At 46.3% G+C, this 21,249-nt stretch carries 17 protein-coding genes; 5 read left to right on the top strand and 12 right to left on the bottom strand.

Features of this window, described 5'->3' with window-relative positions:
- Window positions 1–5: 5 nt before the first annotated feature.
- The 4 genes from MF542_RS08375 to MF542_RS08360 form a co-directional block, all read right to left on the bottom strand.
- Entirely contained in the window at window positions 6–200 is a 195-nt protein-coding gene (locus tag MF542_RS08375) for a hypothetical protein (RefSeq protein ID WP_247017905.1), read from the bottom strand.
- A gap of 89 nt (window positions 201–289) precedes the next feature.
- Window positions 290–1,531, bottom strand: a complete 1,242-nt coding sequence (locus tag MF542_RS08370; protein ID WP_247017903.1) for an HlyD family efflux transporter periplasmic adaptor subunit — start codon at window positions 1,529–1,531, stop codon at window positions 290–292.
- 258 nt (window positions 1,532–1,789) lie between these two features.
- Window positions 1,790–2,437, bottom strand: coding sequence for a glutathione S-transferase family protein (locus tag MF542_RS08365; RefSeq protein WP_247017901.1), 648 nt, complete (start codon window positions 2,435–2,437; stop codon window positions 1,790–1,792).
- Between the two features lie 23 nt (window positions 2,438–2,460).
- On the bottom strand, window positions 2,461–3,006 hold the full coding sequence (locus tag MF542_RS08360; protein ID WP_247017899.1) for a cysteine hydrolase family protein: 546 nt from the start codon (window positions 3,004–3,006) through the stop codon (window positions 2,461–2,463).
- Between the two features lie 283 nt (window positions 3,007–3,289).
- Here MF542_RS08360 and MF542_RS08355 point away from each other — a divergent pair, with 283 nt between their 5' ends.
- Window positions 3,290–4,048, top strand: a complete 759-nt coding sequence (locus tag MF542_RS08355) for a GlxA family transcriptional regulator (protein ID WP_247017883.1) — start codon at window positions 3,290–3,292, stop codon at window positions 4,046–4,048.
- A gap of 3 nt (window positions 4,049–4,051) precedes the next feature.
- On the opposite strand, the gene MF542_RS08350 is transcribed toward MF542_RS08355, so the two are convergent.
- The 4 genes from MF542_RS08350 to MF542_RS08330 all read right to left on the bottom strand — a co-directional run bounded on the left by MF542_RS08350 (window position 4,052) and on the right by MF542_RS08330 (window position 11,571).
- On the bottom strand, window positions 4,052–4,579 hold the full coding sequence (locus MF542_RS08350; protein WP_247017881.1) for a hypothetical protein: 528 nt from the start codon (window positions 4,577–4,579) through the stop codon (window positions 4,052–4,054).
- A gap of 96 nt (window positions 4,580–4,675) precedes the next feature.
- Window positions 4,676–7,246: a glycoside hydrolase family 3 protein gene (locus tag MF542_RS08340; protein ID WP_281501586.1), complete on the bottom strand. Its 2,571-nt coding sequence runs from the start codon at window positions 7,244–7,246 to the stop codon at window positions 4,676–4,678.
- 169 nt (window positions 7,247–7,415) lie between these two features.
- Window positions 7,416–10,022: a TonB-dependent receptor gene (locus MF542_RS08335; RefSeq protein ID WP_247017879.1), complete on the bottom strand. Its 2,607-nt coding sequence runs from the start codon at window positions 10,020–10,022 to the stop codon at window positions 7,416–7,418.
- Window positions 10,023–10,242: 220 nt separating this feature from the next.
- Window positions 10,243–11,571 carry an MFS transporter gene (locus MF542_RS08330; RefSeq protein WP_247017877.1) on the bottom strand — a complete coding sequence of 443 codons (1,329 nt, stop codon included), beginning with the start codon at window positions 11,569–11,571 and terminating at the stop codon, window positions 10,243–10,245.
- A 121-nt stretch (window positions 11,572–11,692) separates the two neighbouring features.
- Here MF542_RS08330 and MF542_RS08325 point away from each other — a divergent pair, with 121 nt between their 5' ends.
- Window positions 11,693–12,715, top strand: coding sequence for a LacI family DNA-binding transcriptional regulator (locus MF542_RS08325; protein WP_247017875.1), 1,023 nt, complete (start codon window positions 11,693–11,695; stop codon window positions 12,713–12,715).
- Here the strand turns inward: MF542_RS08325 and MF542_RS08320 are convergent.
- The 3 genes from MF542_RS08320 to MF542_RS08310 all read right to left on the bottom strand — a co-directional run bounded on the left by MF542_RS08320 (window position 12,708) and on the right by MF542_RS08310 (window position 16,984).
- On the bottom strand, window positions 12,708–13,820 hold the full coding sequence (locus MF542_RS08320) for a DUF2817 domain-containing protein (RefSeq protein ID WP_247017873.1): 1,113 nt from the start codon (window positions 13,818–13,820) through the stop codon (window positions 12,708–12,710). The two genes, MF542_RS08325 and MF542_RS08320, sit on opposite strands and share 8 nt — an antisense overlap.
- Window positions 13,821–13,881: 61 nt before the next feature.
- Window positions 13,882–14,748, bottom strand: a complete 867-nt coding sequence (locus tag MF542_RS08315) for an alpha/beta fold hydrolase (RefSeq protein WP_247017871.1) — start codon at window positions 14,746–14,748, stop codon at window positions 13,882–13,884.
- A 28-nt stretch (window positions 14,749–14,776) separates the two neighbouring features.
- Window positions 14,777–16,984: a TonB-dependent receptor gene (locus tag MF542_RS08310; protein WP_247017870.1), complete on the bottom strand. Its 2,208-nt coding sequence runs from the start codon at window positions 16,982–16,984 to the stop codon at window positions 14,777–14,779.
- A 277-nt stretch (window positions 16,985–17,261) separates the two neighbouring features.
- On the opposite strand from MF542_RS08310, the gene MF542_RS08305 reads away from it, so the two are divergent.
- Window positions 17,262–17,756, top strand: coding sequence for a MarR family winged helix-turn-helix transcriptional regulator (locus MF542_RS08305; RefSeq protein ID WP_247017867.1), 495 nt, complete (start codon window positions 17,262–17,264; stop codon window positions 17,754–17,756).
- Window positions 17,757–17,767: 11 nt separating this feature from the next.
- On the opposite strand, the gene MF542_RS08300 is transcribed toward MF542_RS08305, so the two are convergent.
- Window positions 17,768–18,742, bottom strand: a complete 975-nt coding sequence (locus MF542_RS08300; protein WP_247017865.1) for a cytochrome-c peroxidase — start codon at window positions 18,740–18,742, stop codon at window positions 17,768–17,770.
- A 304-nt stretch (window positions 18,743–19,046) separates the two neighbouring features.
- On the opposite strand from MF542_RS08300, the gene MF542_RS08295 reads away from it, so the two are divergent.
- Entirely contained in the window at window positions 19,047–19,589 is a 543-nt protein-coding gene (locus tag MF542_RS08295; protein WP_247017863.1) for an outer membrane protein, read from the top strand.
- Between the two features lie 59 nt (window positions 19,590–19,648).
- Complete coding sequence (locus tag MF542_RS17620) at window positions 19,649–21,238, top strand: hypothetical protein (protein WP_281501585.1); 1,590 nt, start codon at window positions 19,649–19,651, stop codon at window positions 21,236–21,238.
- Window positions 21,239–21,249 lie beyond the last annotated feature (11 nt).

Genomic DNA, 21,249 nt, shown 5'->3' with positions numbered 1-21,249 from the left:
AGATATTAGCGAGGAATTCTGGAGCCTGTACTGCCAGAAGAGCCAAAGAAAATGGTATTACCTTGCGGGCCAAAGTCAGCCACACTTGTAATTTCATCGCCTTCACATGCAATAGCATCTTCTTCAGAGGCAAAAAGGCCATTGCCTGCACCATTTACAAGATCAAGTTCAATCAGGTTTAGTTCTTCAAATTTATTCATGTTTGTTACTCCACAAGTTGATAATTGGCATTATTGCCTTTGTTATGTGAGGCTGATGCCTCTATCTGGTTTCAGAGAAACCAAATTCTTTAATCGTTTGAGGCTCCTATTGATTTCAAAGGTTCCAGAAGCCATTCCATAAAACTTCGGCGTTCCAGAATGATATTTGCCTGTAAGGTCATGCCGCCCTGTAAATTGATTGACTGTTCACCTGTCACAATTTGATCAGATTTCAGATTGGCAACCACCCGGTACACAGGTTCTTGAATCTCAAAGGGAGCGAGTGTTTCCGTTGGGGAAAGGATTGTTTCCGTGACACTTTTTAATGTTGCCGCATGGCTACCAAAGCGTTGGTAGGGGAAGGCATCATAGAGTAACTGAACTTCCTGCCCTTCTTTTACAAAGCCTGCTGCGCGGCTGGGCACGAACAATTCAGCTTCAAGGGTGCTGCCTTCCGGTAATATCGCCAGAAGAGGTTGGCCACCCTGTACAGATCTGCCTGCGTTCCTAATGGAGAGGCTTACAACTTTCCCTTTTACAGGGGAGGTGATGGTATAGGCTTGTCTGCCTTCCAATTCCGCTTTACGGCTATCGAGTTCAGATTTTTGATTTGCCAGACGGGTAATACGTTGTTGGCTTTCTGTGGAAACCTGATTTAAACGGATTTGTAGCTGCTCATTGCGGGCATTCGCCTCAACAAGTTCTTGCTCCCGTAACTGTTCCTGTGCTTGTTGTGCCAACCATGTTTGATGGCGGCGTTCAGATTCAACCTTGCTGATGTATCCTTTGCCGAGAATTTCCTGAACATCCTTGTAGGCTGCTTCAGCGGACGCTGTGATTTTTCTTTGGATACCTAATTGCTGGTTTAAAGATTGAATGCGGAGCGTAAGCTCTTTTTGATCTGATGACAGTTTTGCCAGTTCAGATTCCAGCTGGTTTTCTTCAAGTGTGATTTGGGTATCAATTAAGGTGTATTGATGCTGAACAGCCGCGAGGCCTCGATCAATAAAACTACTTCCATCCGCAGCATTAGGGGCAATTAAAATATCTACAAGGGCTTGCCCTTCTTCAACTAGGTTGCCTTCTTTCACATAGAGATTTTGGAGAACACCAAATTGGCTGGCCTGTATTTTAACGAGGCCTTTTGAAGGGACGAGATAACCAGCAACTCTTTCGCTTCGTGCATATGAGCCTGTAAACAATAAAATCATTAACACTGTAACGATAGCAGCAATCAGAAGTGTAATCGTGGTGATAGGTATGGGCTGCGTTAGAAACACATCTCCGTGTACCTTCTGTTTTTGTGCATTTAGAGCTTCACTACGAAACACACTCAACCCCCACGATTGAATTTGACTTATTACTGGCTAAACTTTGGATAGATTTAGTCGAATAAAACAATAAGTTGTCAATAAGGATGTGATCACAACTAATTGATTATTTAGTGCTTGTCTAAATTGTGGCGAAAATGTGGGAATTTTTTTGGAAGAATTTATATAAGTTATTGAAGCAATTGATTTAAATTTGTTTTAACTAAAATATCAAAGAGATAAGCAATAACACCATAAAGTAGATGTTATTGCTTTTGGCTATTTGGGTAGAATTTGCTGATTCATTGCTTCGTCTTTTGCAGTATCGCTTATGATAAGCTCTGCAATAAGCGGACGGCTTAATGTACGCTCACTGTATGCGCTTAGGTTTTTATAGCCTGAAGCGTCAAGTTGAGCGCGGTCCGATAAAACGAAAAACCATGTAAGATATGCATCTGCTGCTGTGAAATGGTCGCCGAGCAAATATGGTCTGTCCGTTAGATGCCTATCAAGAAATTCAAATCGCTGAGGCGCTAAATCCCGAATTCGGTCTTTCACATCATCCGTTGCTTCGCCGTAAAAAACGATACGGAAGATTTGTTTGTGCAGCTCTGTGGCGCAGAAACCAAGCCAGCGTATCATCTGGAAATAGTCAGGATGGGACGGGTCTATACGAAAAGAGGTATTTTCTGATTGAGACTGGATCCACAAAATTGTAGCTGCAGTTTCAGTGATGAATGGCTGATCCTCTGGCTTGAGCACAGAAACCTGCCCAAGTGGGTTTACATCAAGAAATGAACCACCTTTTTCCAGCTCTTTGGTGCGCAAGTTCAGGTATTCAATATCAAGCGGTACGCCACCTTCAGCGGCTGCGAAACGAGCAGCTAGTGAGCAGGCGAGAGGCGCATGGTAAAGTGTTGCAGGCATGGGATTTCCTTTCCTCTAACTCATTAACCTAAATAAGTTTTGGTGGAGATCACATTCGCGTATGCAAAACCGAGCGCTGACATATAGGCTGCGTGAACATCTACTGCTTTCACCGTCTTGTTTTCAAACTCCAAATCGCGGGAGGCGCAGGCATCTTCAACCACTGTAACCTGATAACCGTAATCTGCGGCTGCACGCGTGGCGGCATCAATGCACATGTGGCTCATGGCACCGATAATGGTTATTTTTTCAACACCTTTTTCATCAAGAAGTTCTTTAAGATTGGTGTCGCGGAAAGCATTTACCTGATGCTTGAGAACTGTTGCTTCTCCTTCTATTGGCTTCAGCGTTTCATGGATGTTGGCACCTTCGCTTCCAGGAGCAAAGAAAGGCGGGTTTTCCATCAGAAATTCATGATGCACATGGAAAACAGGGAGGTTCTTTTCCCGAGCGTTAGAAAGGATTTTTACAGCGTTTTCAGAAGCTTGTTCAATACCGTGTAGTTCCCATTTTCCGCCGGGATAATAATCATTTTGCAGATCGATAATGATGAGGGCTTGATTGCTCATTTCAGGGTCTCCTTATTGCTTGAAAGCTAAAATAAGAAGCTTGGGATGGTTTGAGGATTGGCATATGTGACATATTTCATGCTAAATCTGCCATATGGTAACATCACCTGATATTCATATTGGTATTTTTAAATATCCCGGGGCGCAAAATGCGGCGGTTTATGGGCTTTTGGATCTGTTTGAAACGGCTGAGAGACTTCACAGGGAGGCTGGGCACACTTTTGGGCACAGACCCCTGAAAATAGAGGTTTTGACCGAACTGTGTGCCCAAAAGTGTGCCCCTTTGTCTGCCCTTATCCTGCCGCCAAGTTTGCATGGAGATATTCTCAGTACCGCCGGTATATTTAGAGCTGATCTTCAGAAATTATATGGCGACGGCGTTTTAATGTGTTCGGTATGTGCTGGTGCGTTCCTGCTTGCTGAAGCAGGTTTGCTTGATGGACGTACGGCTACCACCCATTGGGATCTGGCGAGCCAATTTGAAAGCAGCTACCCTGATGTTGAACTGAATGTTGAGCGTATGCTTGTGGATGATGGCGACCTTATCACCGCTGGCGGCGTTATGGCATGGATTGATTTGGGGCTTAAGCTGGTAGATAGGTTTTTAGGGCCAGCCATTATGCTCAAAACGGCGAAATTTTTACTGGTTGATCCCGGTGAAAGAGAACAACGTTTTTATAGTGTTTTTTCGCCTTCTCTGTCTCATGGTGATAGTGCAGTTCTGAAAGTACAGCAGTGGCTCCAGTCTGGGTTTGTGGAGGCAATTACAGTGAAGGAAATGACAGAGTTTTCCGGCTTGTCTAGTCGCACCTTTATACGCCGTTTTCAGCAGGCCACAGGTTTTAGTCCATCTGAGTATTTGCAGCACCTCAGAATCGGGAAAGCGAGAGAATTGATGGAACTTACGAGCCAAAGTGTAGATCAGATCGCGTGGCAGGTGGGTTACCAGGACCCGGGCGCATTTCGCCGGATATTCCATAAGGTAATGGGATTAACGCCGAGAGATTACCGGGCACGTTTTGCCATCTCTACGGGGACGTGAGTATTAAGAGAATGATGGTGTTTGTGTAGCCGCTTTTCTGAAAAACCATGCGGCTACCAGCCAAATAGCTATGAACCCGGCTGATAACATGAATATCTGCCCCAAGCCTGCCAGATATACTGTAAGAGCTATCGCTGCTTGTAAGAGAGCGGTGGCAATAAGTGTGTAGCTCATCCCTGTGGGTTTGAAACGGCTGATCAAGGCACCAACCACTGCAGCGATAGATATACCAAAATATACCAGATTGGCTGGATTGGCTTCATTGCCAATAATCCCAACAGCAAGGTTTACCCAAACCAAAAGCAAAAAACTGAGAGCTGATAAACCTGCGGCAATACGGTAGTAATATTGCCTGGATTTCAAGGTCATAAATTCATAGGTGCAGAGAGCACCAGCAATGAGAATGGCGGCTACCAGAAAATCACCCGCACTCCAGTTTACTTCAGTTGTGAACTGCATGGCTACAAGTGGCACGGAAAGCAATATCATCGTTATCACGAAAATACGTTGAGCAGCTGAACGGTGTTTCATCTGGTGGCCTTTAATTCCTGTGTGCGACACCGATAGAGTATCGCACACTATGAGAATTCCGGCAAACCAGCCCAACCAACTGACCGTTATGGTGCTTTAGTCTTGTTTTATCCCGTCTATTTTTTTGATTATAGGTGGGCAACTGAGATCAGCTTGTGGCGGTACAAGCCCTACTTTGTTGATAGTGAAAGCAAAGGGTTTATCGGTACCAACACGCCATAGTGTTTCCAGCTTTTCCATATCAGCACCTGCAGCGCGGAAACATTTGAGAGGTACGTTGACGTTGACCCATTCTCCAGTAGTGAAGTTTGATAGGCGCTCTGCGATATCAACGCCGCCAAAACATTCGTTGCCGCAGCCCATGCCCAGATAAACCGGGCCCTCTGGTTTGCTGTCTACCCGAATAGTCATGCCAAGCTGCATATCGCCGTTTGTTTCGCGGCTTAGGTCAAGCGTATCAAAGATTTTGAGCATTGCTGCGGCTTGGGCTTGGCCTGAGAAGCTGATACGGCGTGCATCTTCCTGCACATTGCGGTCTACCAATTCTACGGCGATCTGTTCCGCAACTTTAAGCTCACCACCATTGTTCGCAATCTCCAGGCTCCACGCTGGTTCTGCGGTTACAAAAAGCTTATACGGGGACACGACGCCATCATTGAAGAAGTAATCGCTGTTAGCCGTTTCCGGCACTGCAAATTCTTCAAGGACAGGGAGGTTTTTGCTGTCTGTGTATGAGAGACCGTATCCATAGGCAAAGAGCGGCGCATAGTGTTCATCACCCACGTTCAGGGGGCCTTGATCAGCTCTTTCAGGCCAGGAGAAGCTTAGTTTTCCCTTGAAATCATTGGAAGGATTTCCGTCTTGGCCTGAAAGAATAACATCACCAACTCCAGCGCCTTGTGAGCCCGGTAGCCATGCAGCTACGAAGGCATCTGAGGCATTCAGCTCAGGCGTTGTATAAAGAGGTCGACCGCTCAGGAACACGGCAACAGTTTTAATACCCGCGGCCTGATATTTCCTGAGCAGTTCAACCTCGTTGTTTTTACTGGAACCATATGCCAGATAATCCCGGTCGCCCTGAAATTCGGCATAAGGATTTTCGCCAAATACTACGATAGCCACGTCAGGCTTTTCGGCATAAGAACCGTCGGCGCTTAAGGTAGCTTTACTACCGTTATTGTCAGCTGCCTCTTTAATGCCGTCCCAGATGGATGTGCCGCCCGGGAAATCGCTGTTCTGGTTATCGTTACCCTGCCAGGAAAGGGTCCAGCCGCCAGATTGTTTACCGATATTATCTGCACCGTCGCCAGTTACAAGAATTGTACTGTTTGGCTTGATAGGTAGAAGACCATCGTTATTTTTAAGAAGAACAAGGCTTTCTCTTACTGCTTGTCGCGCTAAAGCGCGGTGGTCTCTATGCCCAAGAACCTCGGTTTTTGCGGCGAGTGCCCGGCTTGAAGGCTTGCCACCATCAAAAAGGCCGGCACGAATTTTTACTCTGAGGATACGGCGTACTGCATCATCAAGGCGCTCCAGCGGAATAGTACCATCTTTCACTTGTGAAACGGTGTTATGATAAAGCGCTTTCCAGTCTTCCGGCACCATCACCATATCAAGGCCAGCGTTATAGGTCTCAGGGCAGTTTTCGTTAGTACAGCCCTGTACTTGTCCGTGGCCGTTCCAATCCCCAACAATGAAACCGTCAAAATCCATCTGGCCCTTCAGTACATCAGTGAGCAGCATTTTCCTGCCATGCATTTTCCTGCCGTTCCAGCCGCTGAAGGATGCCATTACAGTCTGAACGCCAGCATCAAGTGCTGTTACATAACCGGCAGCATGGATATCCCGGAGGGTTTCTTCACTGTCTATATTATCGCCCTGGTCTTTGCCGCCATCAGTGCCGCCATCTCCAAGGAAATGCTTAGCAGATGCGATCACATGATCGCCGGTCAGGAATGTATCAGTGTTGGCCGCACCCTGAATGCCTTCCACCATGGCTTTCGCATAGTCTGCAACAATTTGGGGGTGCTCGGAGTAGCTTTCATAGGTGCGACCCCACCGATCATCCCGCACGACCGCAAGGGTGGGCGCGAAGGACCATTCTTGCCCTGTTACACGCACTTCACGTGCTGTAGCATGGCCAATCTGACGAATAAGATTTGGGTTCCGCGCTGCTCCCAACCCAATATTGTGCGGGAAAATAGTAGCGCCTTTAACATTATTATGGCCGTGCACTGCATCTGTTCCCCACAAAATAGGAATGGCAATGCCGCCTTCTGATGTGTCCATAGACGCATCGTAGAATTCATCTGCAAGGCGTAGCCAGTCTTCTGGTGTGGCAATCTTCTTTCCATATGGTTGAGAGCCGCCGCCATTTAGTACTGAACCGAGCCTGTATTTTCTTACGTCTTCAGGGGTTAGGTGCCTAAGTTCACCCTGAATGGTTTGGCCTACTTTATCTTCAATAGACATTTTCGCCATGATTACACTGATACGGTCTTCAAGTGCTTGATCATGTTTGATTGGCGAAGTGAGTTTAGGCCAGGCTTCAGGGTGTATTTCTTGCATTTGATCAGCTGTGGCATCTGCTGTACCCAAATGTGCCGAAGCTGCTACGCTGAGTGCCAAGATGGATGCTGCTTTAAAGAGTGTGTGTGTTTGCAACATGCTTTTAATCCCTGAAAATGTAACTCTATCACTGAGATAGGCGTTGTTAAGCGGATAAAAAAAGGGAGAGATAAAAATCTCTCCCTAGGAAACCCTTAAATCCGTGAGAGGAGGATGTTAAGGGGGTGGGCCGGCCCCGCTCGATACAGTGGCCCACGTCTCTGAGTTTTTAGAAAGAAGTGCGGATGCGTACGCCCGCAGTTCTTGGAAGGTTAAGGAACCTAAGGTTCAGGTTCGGACCCTGGATAGACTTTGTAGAAGCATCGATATTGAAGAGGTTAGTGATATAACCCTCAACACGAACGCCGTTTTCAAAGCTGTAACCAGCGTTTACGTTAACCTGAACATAGCCATCTTGTTCGTCAGCAAAACCAAGGCTCGCTGCATCACCCACTGTACCGTCGCGGAACTGAATGTCCTGCTGGTTAAACGGAGTTAGGTGATAGCTAGAGCGGTAGTTTGCCAGAACGAGCCAGTCGAAGCTGTCAGCGCCAAGATCAATTGTTTGCCCGAGGCGAAGAATTGCTGTGAACTTGGATGCAAGCGCAAGACGATTACCTGATAGATCAGCTTCTGGTGTATTAGCGAAGTTGCCAAAATCTTGTGCACGGAAATCAGAAACAACACCGTCTTTAATCTCTGTATCCAGATACAGAAGATTTGCACCAAAGTTGAAGCCGTTACCCAGTTCAATCGCTGATTCTACTTCGATACCAAGAACTGTACTGTCAGAGATGTTCACATTCTGCTGTGAAAGGCCAACGTTTGAACCTTCACCGCCGAGTGATACCTGCGTAGGAAGCACTAGATCATCATAAAGATAGTAGAAAGCGGAAGCATTCAAGATTGCGCGGTGACCGTTCAGGTCAAACACATTCTTCGTACCAAGTTCGAACGATGTTACTTTCTCGTTGTCGAAAGTAATGCCGTTTAGAACGCCGCCATCAGGGCCTGGAAGGCTATCATTAAAACCACCAGATTTATGAGCTGTAGTTACGGAACCGTATAGAAGGCCATCTTCACCATAGTCATATTCGAAGCCAACTCGCCAATCGAGGAAATCAGCCTCAAATGTACCTTCCTGACGGCCAGGAGTGGTTACAGTAAGGAAGCTGAATGTATTATCTGGTCCACATACAACGAACCCGTTATCAATACGTTCATCGTTCACTGGGCTGTCTAGACATGCACCTGCATTGTTGCCGCCAGCGTTGATGATTGCCTGAAGCTGATCATCAAGGGTATCGCGGAAGCCAAAGTTTGTTACGCCATCCAGAAGGAACTGCGCCTGATCAACAGGGTTACCGTTGGTAGGTGGTGCAAGCGACGGGCGATCAAGGAATGCTGGTACAAAACCAGGTGTTGAGAAACGTGCACTAAAGCAACAAGCGAAGCCATCACCACCAGCGATAAGAGCATAGTTACCGCCAACACCAACACGTGATTTCTCTTCATCAGTGTAGCGTAGGCCACCCTTGATGCGGAAGTTATCAGTGAGGGCGTATGTAACATCTGCAAAAGCAGCTTTAGAGTTACTGTCTGTTACTGTTGTAAACTCTACGCCAGAGAAACAACAGAAGCCGTTGTCAGCTGTTGAGAAGAAGCCAGTATCCTGATCTTCGTTGAAGTAGAAAAGACCGCCAGAGAATTGCAGGCGAGAATCTTCATCGTTAGAAGAGAAGAACAGTTCATGTACGCTTGATTTGGAATTTGTATCCCAGAAAACGTTACCGAAGTTATCGTAATCAACAGCTGCTAGATCGCGGCCTGGGAAGGCGATACCATCTGTTTGTGCGTTGATTTGCTCAAAGTCAACGATACGGCGGCTGCCAGAATAAGTAACGGTTACACCATCAAATTCGTATGAGATCTGTGCCTGAAAACCGTAGTTTTGACTGTCAAGTTCGCCTTGCCAGCCGCGGTTAACTGTGTCGCGAGCATCCAGATCATCGAAATCAAATCCAGCCTGGAAAGCTGTGAATAGATTTGCGCCAGGGTAGCCTGTACCACCTTCTTTACCGTAATCAGCCATCAGGAATACAGATAGACGATCATTTGGTTCCCAAAGACCAGAGAGACGGAAAGCAACCTCATCTTCAACACCAGCTGGTGTCAGGTTCTGATCAAGGCCTGCATTGTTGAAGTATGAATCGTGATACTCGGTGAATGCAGATGCTCTTACTGCGAAAGTATCACCAACCGGTAGGTTGATGGCGCCCTGGAATTCGCGAGAATCGAAATTGCCGAGCGCACCTTCGATATAGCCTTCCACTTCACCCAGAACCGGGCGTTTTGTGATAAGGTTGATCGAGCCCGCTACGGCGTTACGGCCGCGTGTTGTACCCTGCGGGCCTTTGTTCACTTCAACGCGTTCCAGATCATAGAACATAGCGCCAAGCCCACGTGGTCGAGGGATATATACACCGTTGATGTGTGTTGCGGCGGATGGATCACCAAGCTCAGTGTTGTTGGATGTACCAACACCACGGATAAAGATTTCGATGTTACCTTCCTGGTTGGAGATGTTAACTCCCGGAATGGCAACGGTCAGGTTTCTTAGTTCTGACCCGATCCCTAGTTTTTTCAGGTCTTCCTGGCTGAACGCTTGTGCCAAGCTGGCTACATCCTGAAGGGACTGAGCTCTACGATCAACGGTAATGATGATCTCTTCGAGTTCCTCTGGGGCGTCAGTTGAAGCCTGTTGCACCCCGTGGGACGGGGTCGCGATGCCAGCTGTAGCAATCGCTGCTGCAGCCAGTAGGTTTGTTGTTTTCATAATTTCCTCCCGTTCCTCGCATCCGCATATCTGTTTCAGGCATACGATGGCGAAGTGTCTAAACGGTAGGTAGTGAGGTGAGACTTGTCAAATATTATCTGAAAGCGATTTCATAAATATTAAGTAATTGAAATTTATATATAAAATATTACATATAAGTATTTCTGAAAATATTTTCAGAAAACAATGTGCAAAAATGCATCAGTTTTGAGTGTGGAAATTAGGTTGTGAGTTGTTGTGTTATTTTTTGATGCTCAGTTTCATAAGCGGGGTAAAATTGCGCCATAATGGCTGATAGAATGATTGTAGCTGCAGGAATGATAGCGACAATAAGTGCGATTTTCTCAAGGTTTAGAGCGGATTCTACAGAAGGTGATGCCCATTCCATCAAGATACCTAACGCAAAGGATGCAGCAGCTATCGTGAGTTTTTGGAATGCTGAGACAATGCCGATAATACTCGATTCGAGTCGTACACCTGTTTGGTGCTCTCCGAATTCCACTGTATCCGGAATCATAGTCCAGATTGAAATGCCGTAGAGGCTGCTACCAAATCCGGTAACTGTATAGGCCGTGACAGCAAGTACGGGTGAGGATGGCATAGAAGCTAGTGTGAACAACCCCAGACAAGTGATAAAAGTACCAAGTACCCACGTATATTTCTTACCCAAGTAGTTGTTAGCCCAGGACCAAAGCGGGATAGCGATCAGCGCAATGCCAATAAATCCTGCTTGTGCGTACCCAGCATATTGAGGCATCTCCAGAGCATATTCAAAATAGTGAATAATAGTTGCCATTATAAAGCTCAGACCAAAGGTAACGCCTGCAATCATAGAAATCAGGATGAGTGCAGCTCGGTTTTTTCGAAATGCAGTAAATGTTTGTTTCAGTGGAATCGTCTGCCGGGAGCTTATAGGGGCAGTAACCTTAATCGCTTGCTTTGTAGTATGATAAAACAAGAGAAATCCCAGAAATGCAATGGCTGAGCATATGCCAACTGCGCTGGAAAAGCTTTTAGCGTTTACCCCTAAATCTTGTGCAGCAGTTAGAATAACAATAACGCTCATGCCCCCAAGAAAGCCAAAATACATTCGAATTCCCGCAAGTTTATTTCGTTCGAGCGTATCGCTTGTTAGCTGGATGGTTAGTGAAGAGTAAGGAATTGAGATGAGCGTATATAGTGTCCTGAATAAGAGCAGCACAAGGAGGCATGTTATAAAGCTATTATATTCTGAATCTAGTAGCTGTGGAGCACTGAAGAGGAATGTAAAGCTCAGGCAAAGCGGTAGGGCCGTATATTTGATGATTTTCAGATAGGGGTTATCAGTTTTAAGGCGTTCGGCAAAATATCCGGTTAGAGGGTCAGTGATTAAATCCCACAGAATACTGAGGCTGATAAGAAGCCCTGCATCATAAGGGCTGAAACCACTGATTTCCGTTAAAAAGTAAAATAAAAACAAGGCTGTGCCTTGCCAAAAGATATTAAGGGAATAGTCACCGAGGCCATATCCAAGCCGCGTTTTCCAGGGGAGTTTATTTGAGTTCTGCAAAATTTTTCCCAAGTAGAAAATACTGATTTTTATTGACTTTCCTCTAAACTACACCTCTAAGCTAAGCATAAATGAAAGCGTTTTCATAGAGTTTTGATCCATAGTTTGGCTGGAAAGTATATTGTCAAAAATCACCATCACAGATGTAGCGCGTAAAGCTGGTGTATCAGTTTCAACGGTTTCCCGTGTTTTGAACGATGAAAAATACGTCAAAGCAGAAAAGAAGGATGCTGTGCTTCAGGCAGTGGCTGCGCTCAACTATAAGCCCAATCTTTATGCGCGGTCGCTGGGTGGTGAAAAATCTTTTCTGATAGGCCTTTTGTTTGATGATCCAAGTGGTGGGTATCTGTCTGATATGCAGCGCGGCGCAATGAAGGCTTGCCAGCGTGCTGGATACCATTTGGTGGTGGAACTGTTTAATCAGGATAATAAAGAGGGGATAGACCGTTTTCTTGATACTTTGAGCCTGCAGGGCGTTATCCTGGCGCCACCTGTGTGTGACAATCCGCAAGTGCTGGATGCGCTGGCTAAACGTAATATCCCTGTGGTTCGTATTTCACCTAGTGAAGATTATGAAGGTACGGCCTCAATTGGTATCGATAACTATAAGGCAGCCTCTATTCTTGTGAATTATCTGATTTCTCTGGGGCACAGCAAGATTGGATTTATCAAAGGTGATCCTGACCACGCTGATGCTATTGAGCGGCATCAGGCTTTCACAGATAGTATGAAAAAACATAGTTTAACCATTAACCCAGAATGGACACGGGTTGGGAATTATACATTTGAAAGCGGCCTTAACTGTGCCATCGGTATTTTAAGCAACCCTGATAGGCCTACTGCTATCTTCGCATCAAATGATGAAATGGCCGCGAGTGTTATTACCATAGCCAATAAGTTCGGTATCAGAGTGCCGGAAGATCTATCAATCGTTGGGTTTGATGATCTTGCAATTGCGACACTTATATCTCCAAGCCTCACTACTATTCATCAGCCCGTAGAGAAAATGGCTGAACTTGCGGTGGAGCGTATTCTTGATCTCAGAAATTCAGATGATGAAGAGTTTTACGAGCCGCAAATTCTCGAATCTGAATTTGTTATGCGGCGTTCAACAACAAATGCGCCAGTAATAGGTTCTAAATAGAAGAACGAGGCCCAAAACCCTTTATAAAAGATATGGTAGCATCAATATGCTGCTTGGCTTTACTGAAGATGTTTTGTCGCCACTTAGGGTCATTTGGATAGAAGAAATGTTTTAGTTCGTCTTTTATTCTTCTGCCTGTGGCTGAGCGAAGGTCCCCGTGATGAATAAGCCAGTTATCTTCAATTTGCAGGCGCATAAGGTCATCTACTGAGGATGTGCCAAACTCCAGTGCTACAGGGATATTGAGTGCATTCGGGAATGCTTGTTCGAACGCGTAAAAGGTATCGCCCTTTGTTTTGTAAGGAAGTGCGCCTTCTTCAGAAATTGAAACCAGTTTCTCTCCATATATCTGTTGGGCAAGGTGAAGAGCGGTGGAATTTTGCGGGCTGTTGTTAATAATAATATCTTCACCGTATTCACCAAGGCCAGTGTGGATATCTATAGCCGTTACCAGTTCCGCAGTTCTCCGAAACTCCTCCAAAGTCTGATAAAACATCCGGCGTGACCAGCTTGGTTTCCAGCCGCCAAAGCCAATACCGTTTGCATGGGTGTATTGCCCTTGAAATAGCGCAACGTGATAGGCCTGCAGGCCATGGGCATCAATGAAGCGGGTGATGCGCTTCGGTACAGTAGGATTTTCGGTATTGTCTATAAACAGGTTGGTGATGCATACCTTATCGTGCAGCAGGTCGTAATAAAGATTGCCGGGTGATGTTGCTGTAAAGTCGATAAAGTTGCGGTTCAGGTCGATATTATCTTCATTTTGGCGTCGAGCGTGAACCATCCCCCAAGGGTTAAGGGCATGAATAAAGCAAAGGGCAATATCGCTGATATTATAGCTTTCAAGCTGATCTATAATGCCCGTTTGAATGCCCGAACCTGCAAGTCCTTCAAGGCCGTGTGTGCCTGAGTTTATAACCAGCAATCTGGAAGCATTTAAATCGCCAGCGATTGCGACATCTATTGCAAAATCACGATCTGATTTTGCACTTTCTGGATGGAGGAAGCTTTTGATTTGAAGATTTTGCTGTGAAGCGGCCTTTAAGAACTTTTTACGGGCTGAAAAATAGTCCTGCGAAAAATACTGTTCATGTGGATAAGCCATAACAAAAGCCTTTCAGAAACATCCTGAAATCAAGAAAACGAAATAGAAAGAAGTTGGAGCTTTAACCTGAAGGCTGCTTAAGCTCGAAAAATCTAGTGATTGTCTGAACAAGATCATCGGGGACATCTTGCTCAAGCAGATGGCCACCTTCTTTAAATAGCGCCAGGTGTTTTCGCTCTGCTGCCAACAGGTTAAGTGTTTCTTCCGCAAGTGTTGGTGGGAAAATTACATCCTTTTCGCCGTGAAGGAGCAGGGTGGGTACATTGATTTTCTTTAAGTCTTCTGAGAAATCACATCGGTACATCTCACCACTCTTTCGGAAGAAATGCATCATCACTTCAGGTCTGGGAGGGATACGAGCCATCGCTTCAGCGTCTATGCCTTTATAGGCATAATATTGCAGGCAGGTTTCAAAGTATTTTTCAACCACGCCGGGGCGTTCGGCGTCCGTGAAAAAATCGCTGGCTGCTGCTGAGGCGTGCATGCCGCCTGCAAGCAGGATTTGCTCAAGTGTAGCTTCAATTTGTGGTTTGTAGGTGGTAGCCATCAAAACCAACCCACTCAATAGGTCTGGATATTTTGCGGCGAAACGTTGAGCTACAAAACCGCCAAAGGACGTACCGAGTACAATGGGTTTCTGAAGGCCAAGCGTTTCAATAACGCCAGCCACATCATCGGCCCACTGGTCCATATGCCAGTTTGATTTTGGGCCATCTTCGCTTCGCCCGGAACCTCTGTGATCATACATCACCAGTTGAGCATGCTCAGAAAGGGGTTTGAAAGCAGGGCGGAAGACAGAGTGATCTAATCCGGGGCCACCATGCAGTAGCAGAATTGTTGGGCGTTCTATAGTTTCATCACCACGGAAACCAAGTTTTGCCCCAACAGTTTCTACAAACAGTTTCACACCGTTGACCTGAATATACATCACTCCACTCCCTTACCGTTACCAACGACTAAAACTGATAACTTACTCTGAAACCAGCTCTGCGAGGTGGTAAGACAACTGAAAATGGTCTTGGTTCCTCGAAGAAGAATGCGTTGAAGACGCGGGTTTCAATAAAGTCGTTGGTAACGTTATCAACAAACAGTTCAAACCGCCAATCATCAGCCACGATTGCGGCGCTTAGGTCGATCACGTCATAAGATTCCACAGGGAACTGGAGATCAATGTCTACTCCGCTGCCTGAAAGAATATCATCCACATAGCGGTATTTTGCGGATAGATCGAGTTCACCCCAAGTCCCGAGTGGGATGGTATAGGTACCGTAAGCTTGCAGGGTCCATTCAGGGACAAAAGGTAGTTTTTCGCCAGAACGGTCCGCACCAACCGTATCGATATATTCACGGAATTCAGCGTTTACATACCCGGCGCTTATCCCGAATTCAAAATTGGACGTTGGGCGTGCTGTGATATTGGCCTCAAACCCGCGAGAGCGGCTGCGGCCTGCGTTATCCACAGAAGCTACCGGAAGGTTTGGATCATTATTGATGAATACCAACGTGGTTACCTGTTGGTCTGTAATATCAATTTGGAACAGAGACAGATCAAAGTTCACAAGCCCATTTGCAAGTTTGCCCTTTAAGCCAAATTCATAGTTGTCTGACGTTTCTGACTGGAAAGAAAAATTAGTAACTGCGGTGGCAGGTGCTGCGGGAAAACCGCCAGCACGGAAGCCACGAGCATACCGAACGTATGCTGATAAATCGTCACTGATATTATAGCGAAGCGACGCAGCAGGGGAGAAATTGCTATCGCTTACGGTACCAGTGCCTACTTCATCCACAGCCAGGCCAATAAGGGGGGCCGTAAAATCGAGAGTGATTTCAGAATCTACGCTTTCATCGGCATAGCGAATACCCGCTTGCAGTTCCAACCGATTAGTGATTTCCCATACCGCATCGGCGAACAAGGCAAAGCCCTTGCGGTCCAGCTTTTGATCTTGCGCGTCAACAAGCAGGGAGCCAAAGATAAGGTCCTGGAACTGAATACGGCGGCGTGTTTCTGAATTTTCAGAAAAAGCATATCCACCGACGATCCAGTTCACCTGATCATCAAAGGTACCAGAAAGGCGAATTTCCTGAGAGAGGATTTCTTGTGAACTTTGAAGATCTTGAAAATTGGGGCCGCGTTCCGGAGACCCGTCGAAATCGAAAGGCAGCTCACTGGATACATGGCGGTATGCGGAAATAAGCGTGAGATCCACATTTTCGAACCCATAATCAATATTTAATGCGCCACCATAATTTTCATATTCAGCATCGATCTGAAAATCACTGCGCACAATAAACTCTTCGGTACCGCGCGGCACGCCAGGGTGACCATCAAGGCCTTTTCTGTATGAACCATCCACAGCAAGATTTACATCAAGCCTTGAATTGGGCTTGTAGCGTAGCGCCCCCCGGCCCGAGAATTTGCTGCCATCGTTCGCAGAAACTGATCTACCGTTGCCGTTGGCACCATTCTGGTTCGCGAGCACCGGGTTTTCCAGGTAACCGTCTGTGCGGGACACATCAATAGCCGCACTACCAAACCAGTTTTCGCTGATCTGACCAGAGATAGCGCCCTGAGCACGTACCGTTTCAAATTCATCTACCGTGAAAGCGACCTTACCTGTGGTTTCTTCATCTGGGCGTTTGAGCACGATATTAAGCGCACCACCTTGCGTGTTACGCCCGAACAATGTGCTTTGCGGTCCTCGGAGTACCTCAACCCGCTCCACATCAAGAAAGCCAATATCAAAAGAAAGGGCTGGCACAAAAGCGCCGTCAACAAAGGTGCCCACAGCAGGTGCGCCGGCACTTTGGGAGCCAACACCCCGGATAACGATATTCAGGAAATCGTTGCCAGGAGAAAGCAGGTTTGAGCTTAATGATAAGTTGGGCACTCTGCCGATCAGGTTTTCAACGTTATCAATACGTTCGTTCTCAAGCTTGTCGCCGGTGATTGCCTGCACCGAGAGTGGTACTTCCTGCAGGCTTTCCTGACGTTTCCGCGCGGAAATCACAATATTTTCGATAACAAGACCTGAATCAGATGTGGCGGTATCATCTTGATCTTGAGCATACAGCGGCTGAGGGTACATCGCTAATGTTGATAAACATATGCCGCTCAAGAGCTGTTTCTTTGATGCAGAGAAATTCCTACCTTTAATTTTAAACACTGCTTCCTCCCTGGACTTCCCGGTTTAATCATCTCTCCTGCATTTCGTTTGGGTCGATCGTAGCATACGAGTGATGATGTAATTGATAAAGTCAATTACTAATTGACAAGATCAATCATTTTCCTTGTTGGCTGTGATGGATGGATGTATCGTTTGTAAAAGTTTCCAGAAGTTGATTTGCGTTGCGTGAAAATCTGCAACGCTATGAAATTAAAGGGATTGGGCTTCATTGTTTCTGGGTGGAACGAGATAATTTAAAGATAGTCTGGAGAAGGTTTTGGCGGAAGAAAAAAAGGAACAAAAATATGTGGATTTTGACTCTTCATTCGATTTTGAAGCGTATATTCCCTATTGTGTCGTAAGGACTCAGCTTTGGATGCACCGGGCTATCAACTATGAAAGCCTGCCAAATGTGAAGGCCATTGCCTCTGTTTCCAAAACGGAAGTACGGGTGATTATGCTGGTTGCGACCCGGCAGGGTATTATCCCTTCTCAAATCGCAGATACGATGGGCTTTGATCGGGCTTTGGTTACACGTGCTATCAGCACGCTGGTTAAAAAGGGCCTTATTTACACCAAAGCCATGGATAAGGATCAGCGCAGTAAAGCACTTTATATCACGGAAAAAGGTTCAGCGCTTTGTAATGAGCTTATTACAGTGTTCGAGAACTTTAGTGAAAAGCTTGAAGAAGTTATTTCCGCTGAGGAAAAGCAGACGCTTATTGAAATCCTGAATAAGTTGGTTGTTGTTAGTCAAAACCATGATAGCTAGCGCTTCGGGTTTCACTTAAACTCTGTCTGGTTATCGAGTGTTTTCAGGAAAGCAACAACCTCTGCAGTTTGCTGATCACTGATTTTTAATCCCACCTGATGCCATGCTGTATCTTTCACTGCCCTATCAAGGGAAGCAACTGCGCCGTCATGAAAATAAGGGGCGGTTTGGCTTACGTTTCTGAGCGTAGGCACTTTGAATACAAATTCATGGAACTTTTTACCGGTGATCTCGGCACGGCCTTTATCTTCCTTATTGGGGTATGGGTTTCTTAATCCCATCTTCGCAAATAATTTTCCGCCCATAAGGGGCCCTGTGTGGCACCGACTGCAGCCAATTTTGATAAAGGTACGCAAACCCTGTTTTTCCGTATCTGTCATGGCTGTATCGTCACCTTTCATAAAGGCATCAAACCTGTCGGTTGTGATAAGGGTGCGCTGAAAAGCTGCGAGAGATTCAAGAATATTCTCAAAGGTCAGAGCCGTATCGCTATTGGGATAGGCTTCCGCAAATTGAGGACCGTACCCAAGTTCTGATAAACGCTCTACCGCCTCTTCTTCCGATGAAAGAGCCATTTCAAGTGGATTGAGAAGTGGGCTTTTAGCTTGGTCTTTCAGGTTACGGGCCCTCCCGTCCCAGAATTGAGAGGATTGAAACCCAGCGTTCCATACGGTTGGGCTGTTTCTTCTGCCAAATTCCCCGAGAGCGCCAAAGGAAGTTGGTAGATTATCAGTGCCAGGACCGCCGTGTTTAAGGGTGTGGCAACTTTCACAGGATTGAGTACGGTTGGCTGATAGTGCTGTTTCGAAATAGAGCGCTCGGCCAAGTGCTATTCTTTCTAGGGTATCGTTTTGGCTGCCCGGCATGGTTGCTGGCAAGGGGCCAAATAAACGGCGGGCAAGGGAACGAAGATCTTCCGCTGCGTTTAATTGGCTTGAAATACCTGTAAACAGCAAAATAAAAACGATGCTTTTTTTGATCCACATATGTTTTTCTCCTTGCTGTAAACGCTATTCATTTACTCAGTATGGCGATTTATCAGTGTATTAAAAACAGATAAAACCGATATCAATAATTCAAAGTGATAGAAAACAAGCCATTAGCTTCCCTTCTAAGACCATGGTCTTAGAGCGAAGGCGACCATTGGCTTATATGCAGTGAAACCCTGATCCGATGTGCCGCTTTGGTAATCTCTGTACAAAATGAACCTGTAAGTGATTCTCCCCACTCAGAGCACGCTTTGAGGACAGATCACTGAAAAAGACACATGATTTTACAGGGATGAAAACAATGAAAAAAATCATTAAGACGGCAGCAGTAGCAGCGGTGGTTGCAGTATCTGGTGCAGCACAAGCAGACGATAAACTTTTCGACGGCGGCTATATCGGTGTTGAAGCAGGTTTCAATAATTTCGGCGGCGTTAACGGTAACTCTGGCCTTTATTATGGCGGCGTTCTTGGCCTTCGTAAGCAAACAGACAGTGGTTTTGTATTTGGTATTGAAGGCCGTTTTGGTGGTTCTTCAGTAGACCGCGGTTTGAATGTCAACGGTACAAACGTTGAAGCAGAAGTTGGCCGTCATATCGGTGGTGATCTGCACCTTGGCTATACTGTAAGTGATAGAGGGCTTCTTTATGCACTTGTTGGTTACGATAATATTCGCGTTGGCGCAGATGTAGCTGATGTAAATATTGGCAGCACAAAAGTAGATTCTTTCCGTTTCGGTGGTGGTTACGAATATGCCGTGAGCGAAAAAGTAAGTATCCGTTTTTCCGGTATGTATTCAGAAGATAAAGAATTCCAAGGCTTAGGCGGCGTTCTCTTTAAATTCTAATCTCGCATGGGGGCAGCTTAGGCTGCCCTTTTTCTTTTAGGCAGTGAAAGGATAATAAAATGGGGCCATCCGTTGATAACAACAGAACAGTAACAGATGTGCGTGCTACATCATCTTTCAGCCCTACTGGCGACAACCGAATTGATGGTTTGCTTTCCAATATTCGCTATGCGGCAGATGAAGATGGTTCCGGCCTTACGACACTGACTTTTAGTCTGGTTACAGAGACCAGTACGCTGGATTTAAGTACAGCAACCGGAGACCTTGCAGAACTATCAGACCTTGGCCTTAGGAACTATGGCCCACTGCCTGAACGTTTGGCTGAAGTTGCTCGGGATGCGTTGAAGCAGATTGAACAATTTTCTAACCTTCGGTTTACAGAGGTTCCTGATGGTGGTGATGAGGCTGGTACCATCCGCCTTGGTAGCGCAGACATAAACGGGAATGATGCTGCAGGCATCGCTCTTTTCCCCGGTTCCGGGCCACTTTCAGGCAACGTATTTATCATTAATGGCGGTATTCCGGCATCAGACCCGGGTTATGAGGTAAATGTGCTGCATGAACTGCTACATGCGCTTGGTATTGAACATCCTGAAGAAGCACCTGATCGCGGTGCAACACCACTTCCTGCTGAATTTCTAGGGCATGAATATTCAGTTGCTTCACAAGTAGGGGATGGCAGTATTTCTGCCAAAGTGGCTAATGCTGATGATGCAGATTTGTGGCCAACCACATTTATGTATCTGGATATTCTAGCCTTGCAGGCACTTTACGGCAAAAACGAAACAGCAGCAGCTGGTAATGATACTTACACGTTCGATCTGTCTGAACGTCATTACCAAACCATCTATGATTTGGGTGGTACAGATACGCTTTCATTTACTGGTGGCAATAGTGATTTGAAATTAGACCTGACCCCAGGCACTTGGGTGAATGTTGGTACCACCATCACCTATACGGATGATGCAACAGGTAACGTTGTCGGTACAGATAACGAGACAGTTTACCTGACCCCTGAAACAGTGATTGAACGTGTGCTTGCTTCCGGAGGTGATGATGAAATCACCGGGAATGACGCAGATAATTTTATTCGTGCCGGTGGCGGTGCCGATACGGTTGCTGGCGGCGCAGGGAGTGACGCTATATATGCCGGTGCTTCTGACACGGGAGCTGATACGTTTTCCGGTGGTGAAGGTTCCGATACACTGGGGGGCGGGGCTGGCAACGACACGCTGAACGGCGGCGCAAGCGATGATATTCTATATGGTAGCACTGGTGCTGATGAGCTAACAGGTGCAGCGGGTGATGATACCCTTTTTGGCGGCGCTGGTGATGATGTGCTTAGTGGTGGTGAAGGCACTGACCGACTGAACGGTGGCACAGGAAACGATACTCTCACTGGCGGTGATGGCAGCGATACGTTTGTTTTCCGTGAAAACAGCGGTGCGGACCGAATTACTGATTTCAACACCACGGAAGATAGCCTTGATCTCCGTTTCACGGAGACTGATTTCACAGATATTGCATCACTTCAAAATGCTGCGACCGAGCAATCGGGCGGTGTGAGCTTTGATCTGGGTGGCGGCAATAGCTTATTTATTGAAGATATCGCGCTGGCAGATCTGGCTAGCCTTACGGTGCAATTCTAAAAGGTAACAGG

The sequence above is a fragment of the Kordiimonas laminariae genome (genome assembly GCF_023008165.1).
Lineage (GTDB): Bacteria > Pseudomonadota > Alphaproteobacteria > Sphingomonadales > Kordiimonadaceae > Kordiimonas > Kordiimonas laminariae.
The sequence above is the reverse complement of the archived record's forward strand: the minus strand, read 5'-3'. Positions and strand labels throughout refer to the sequence as shown.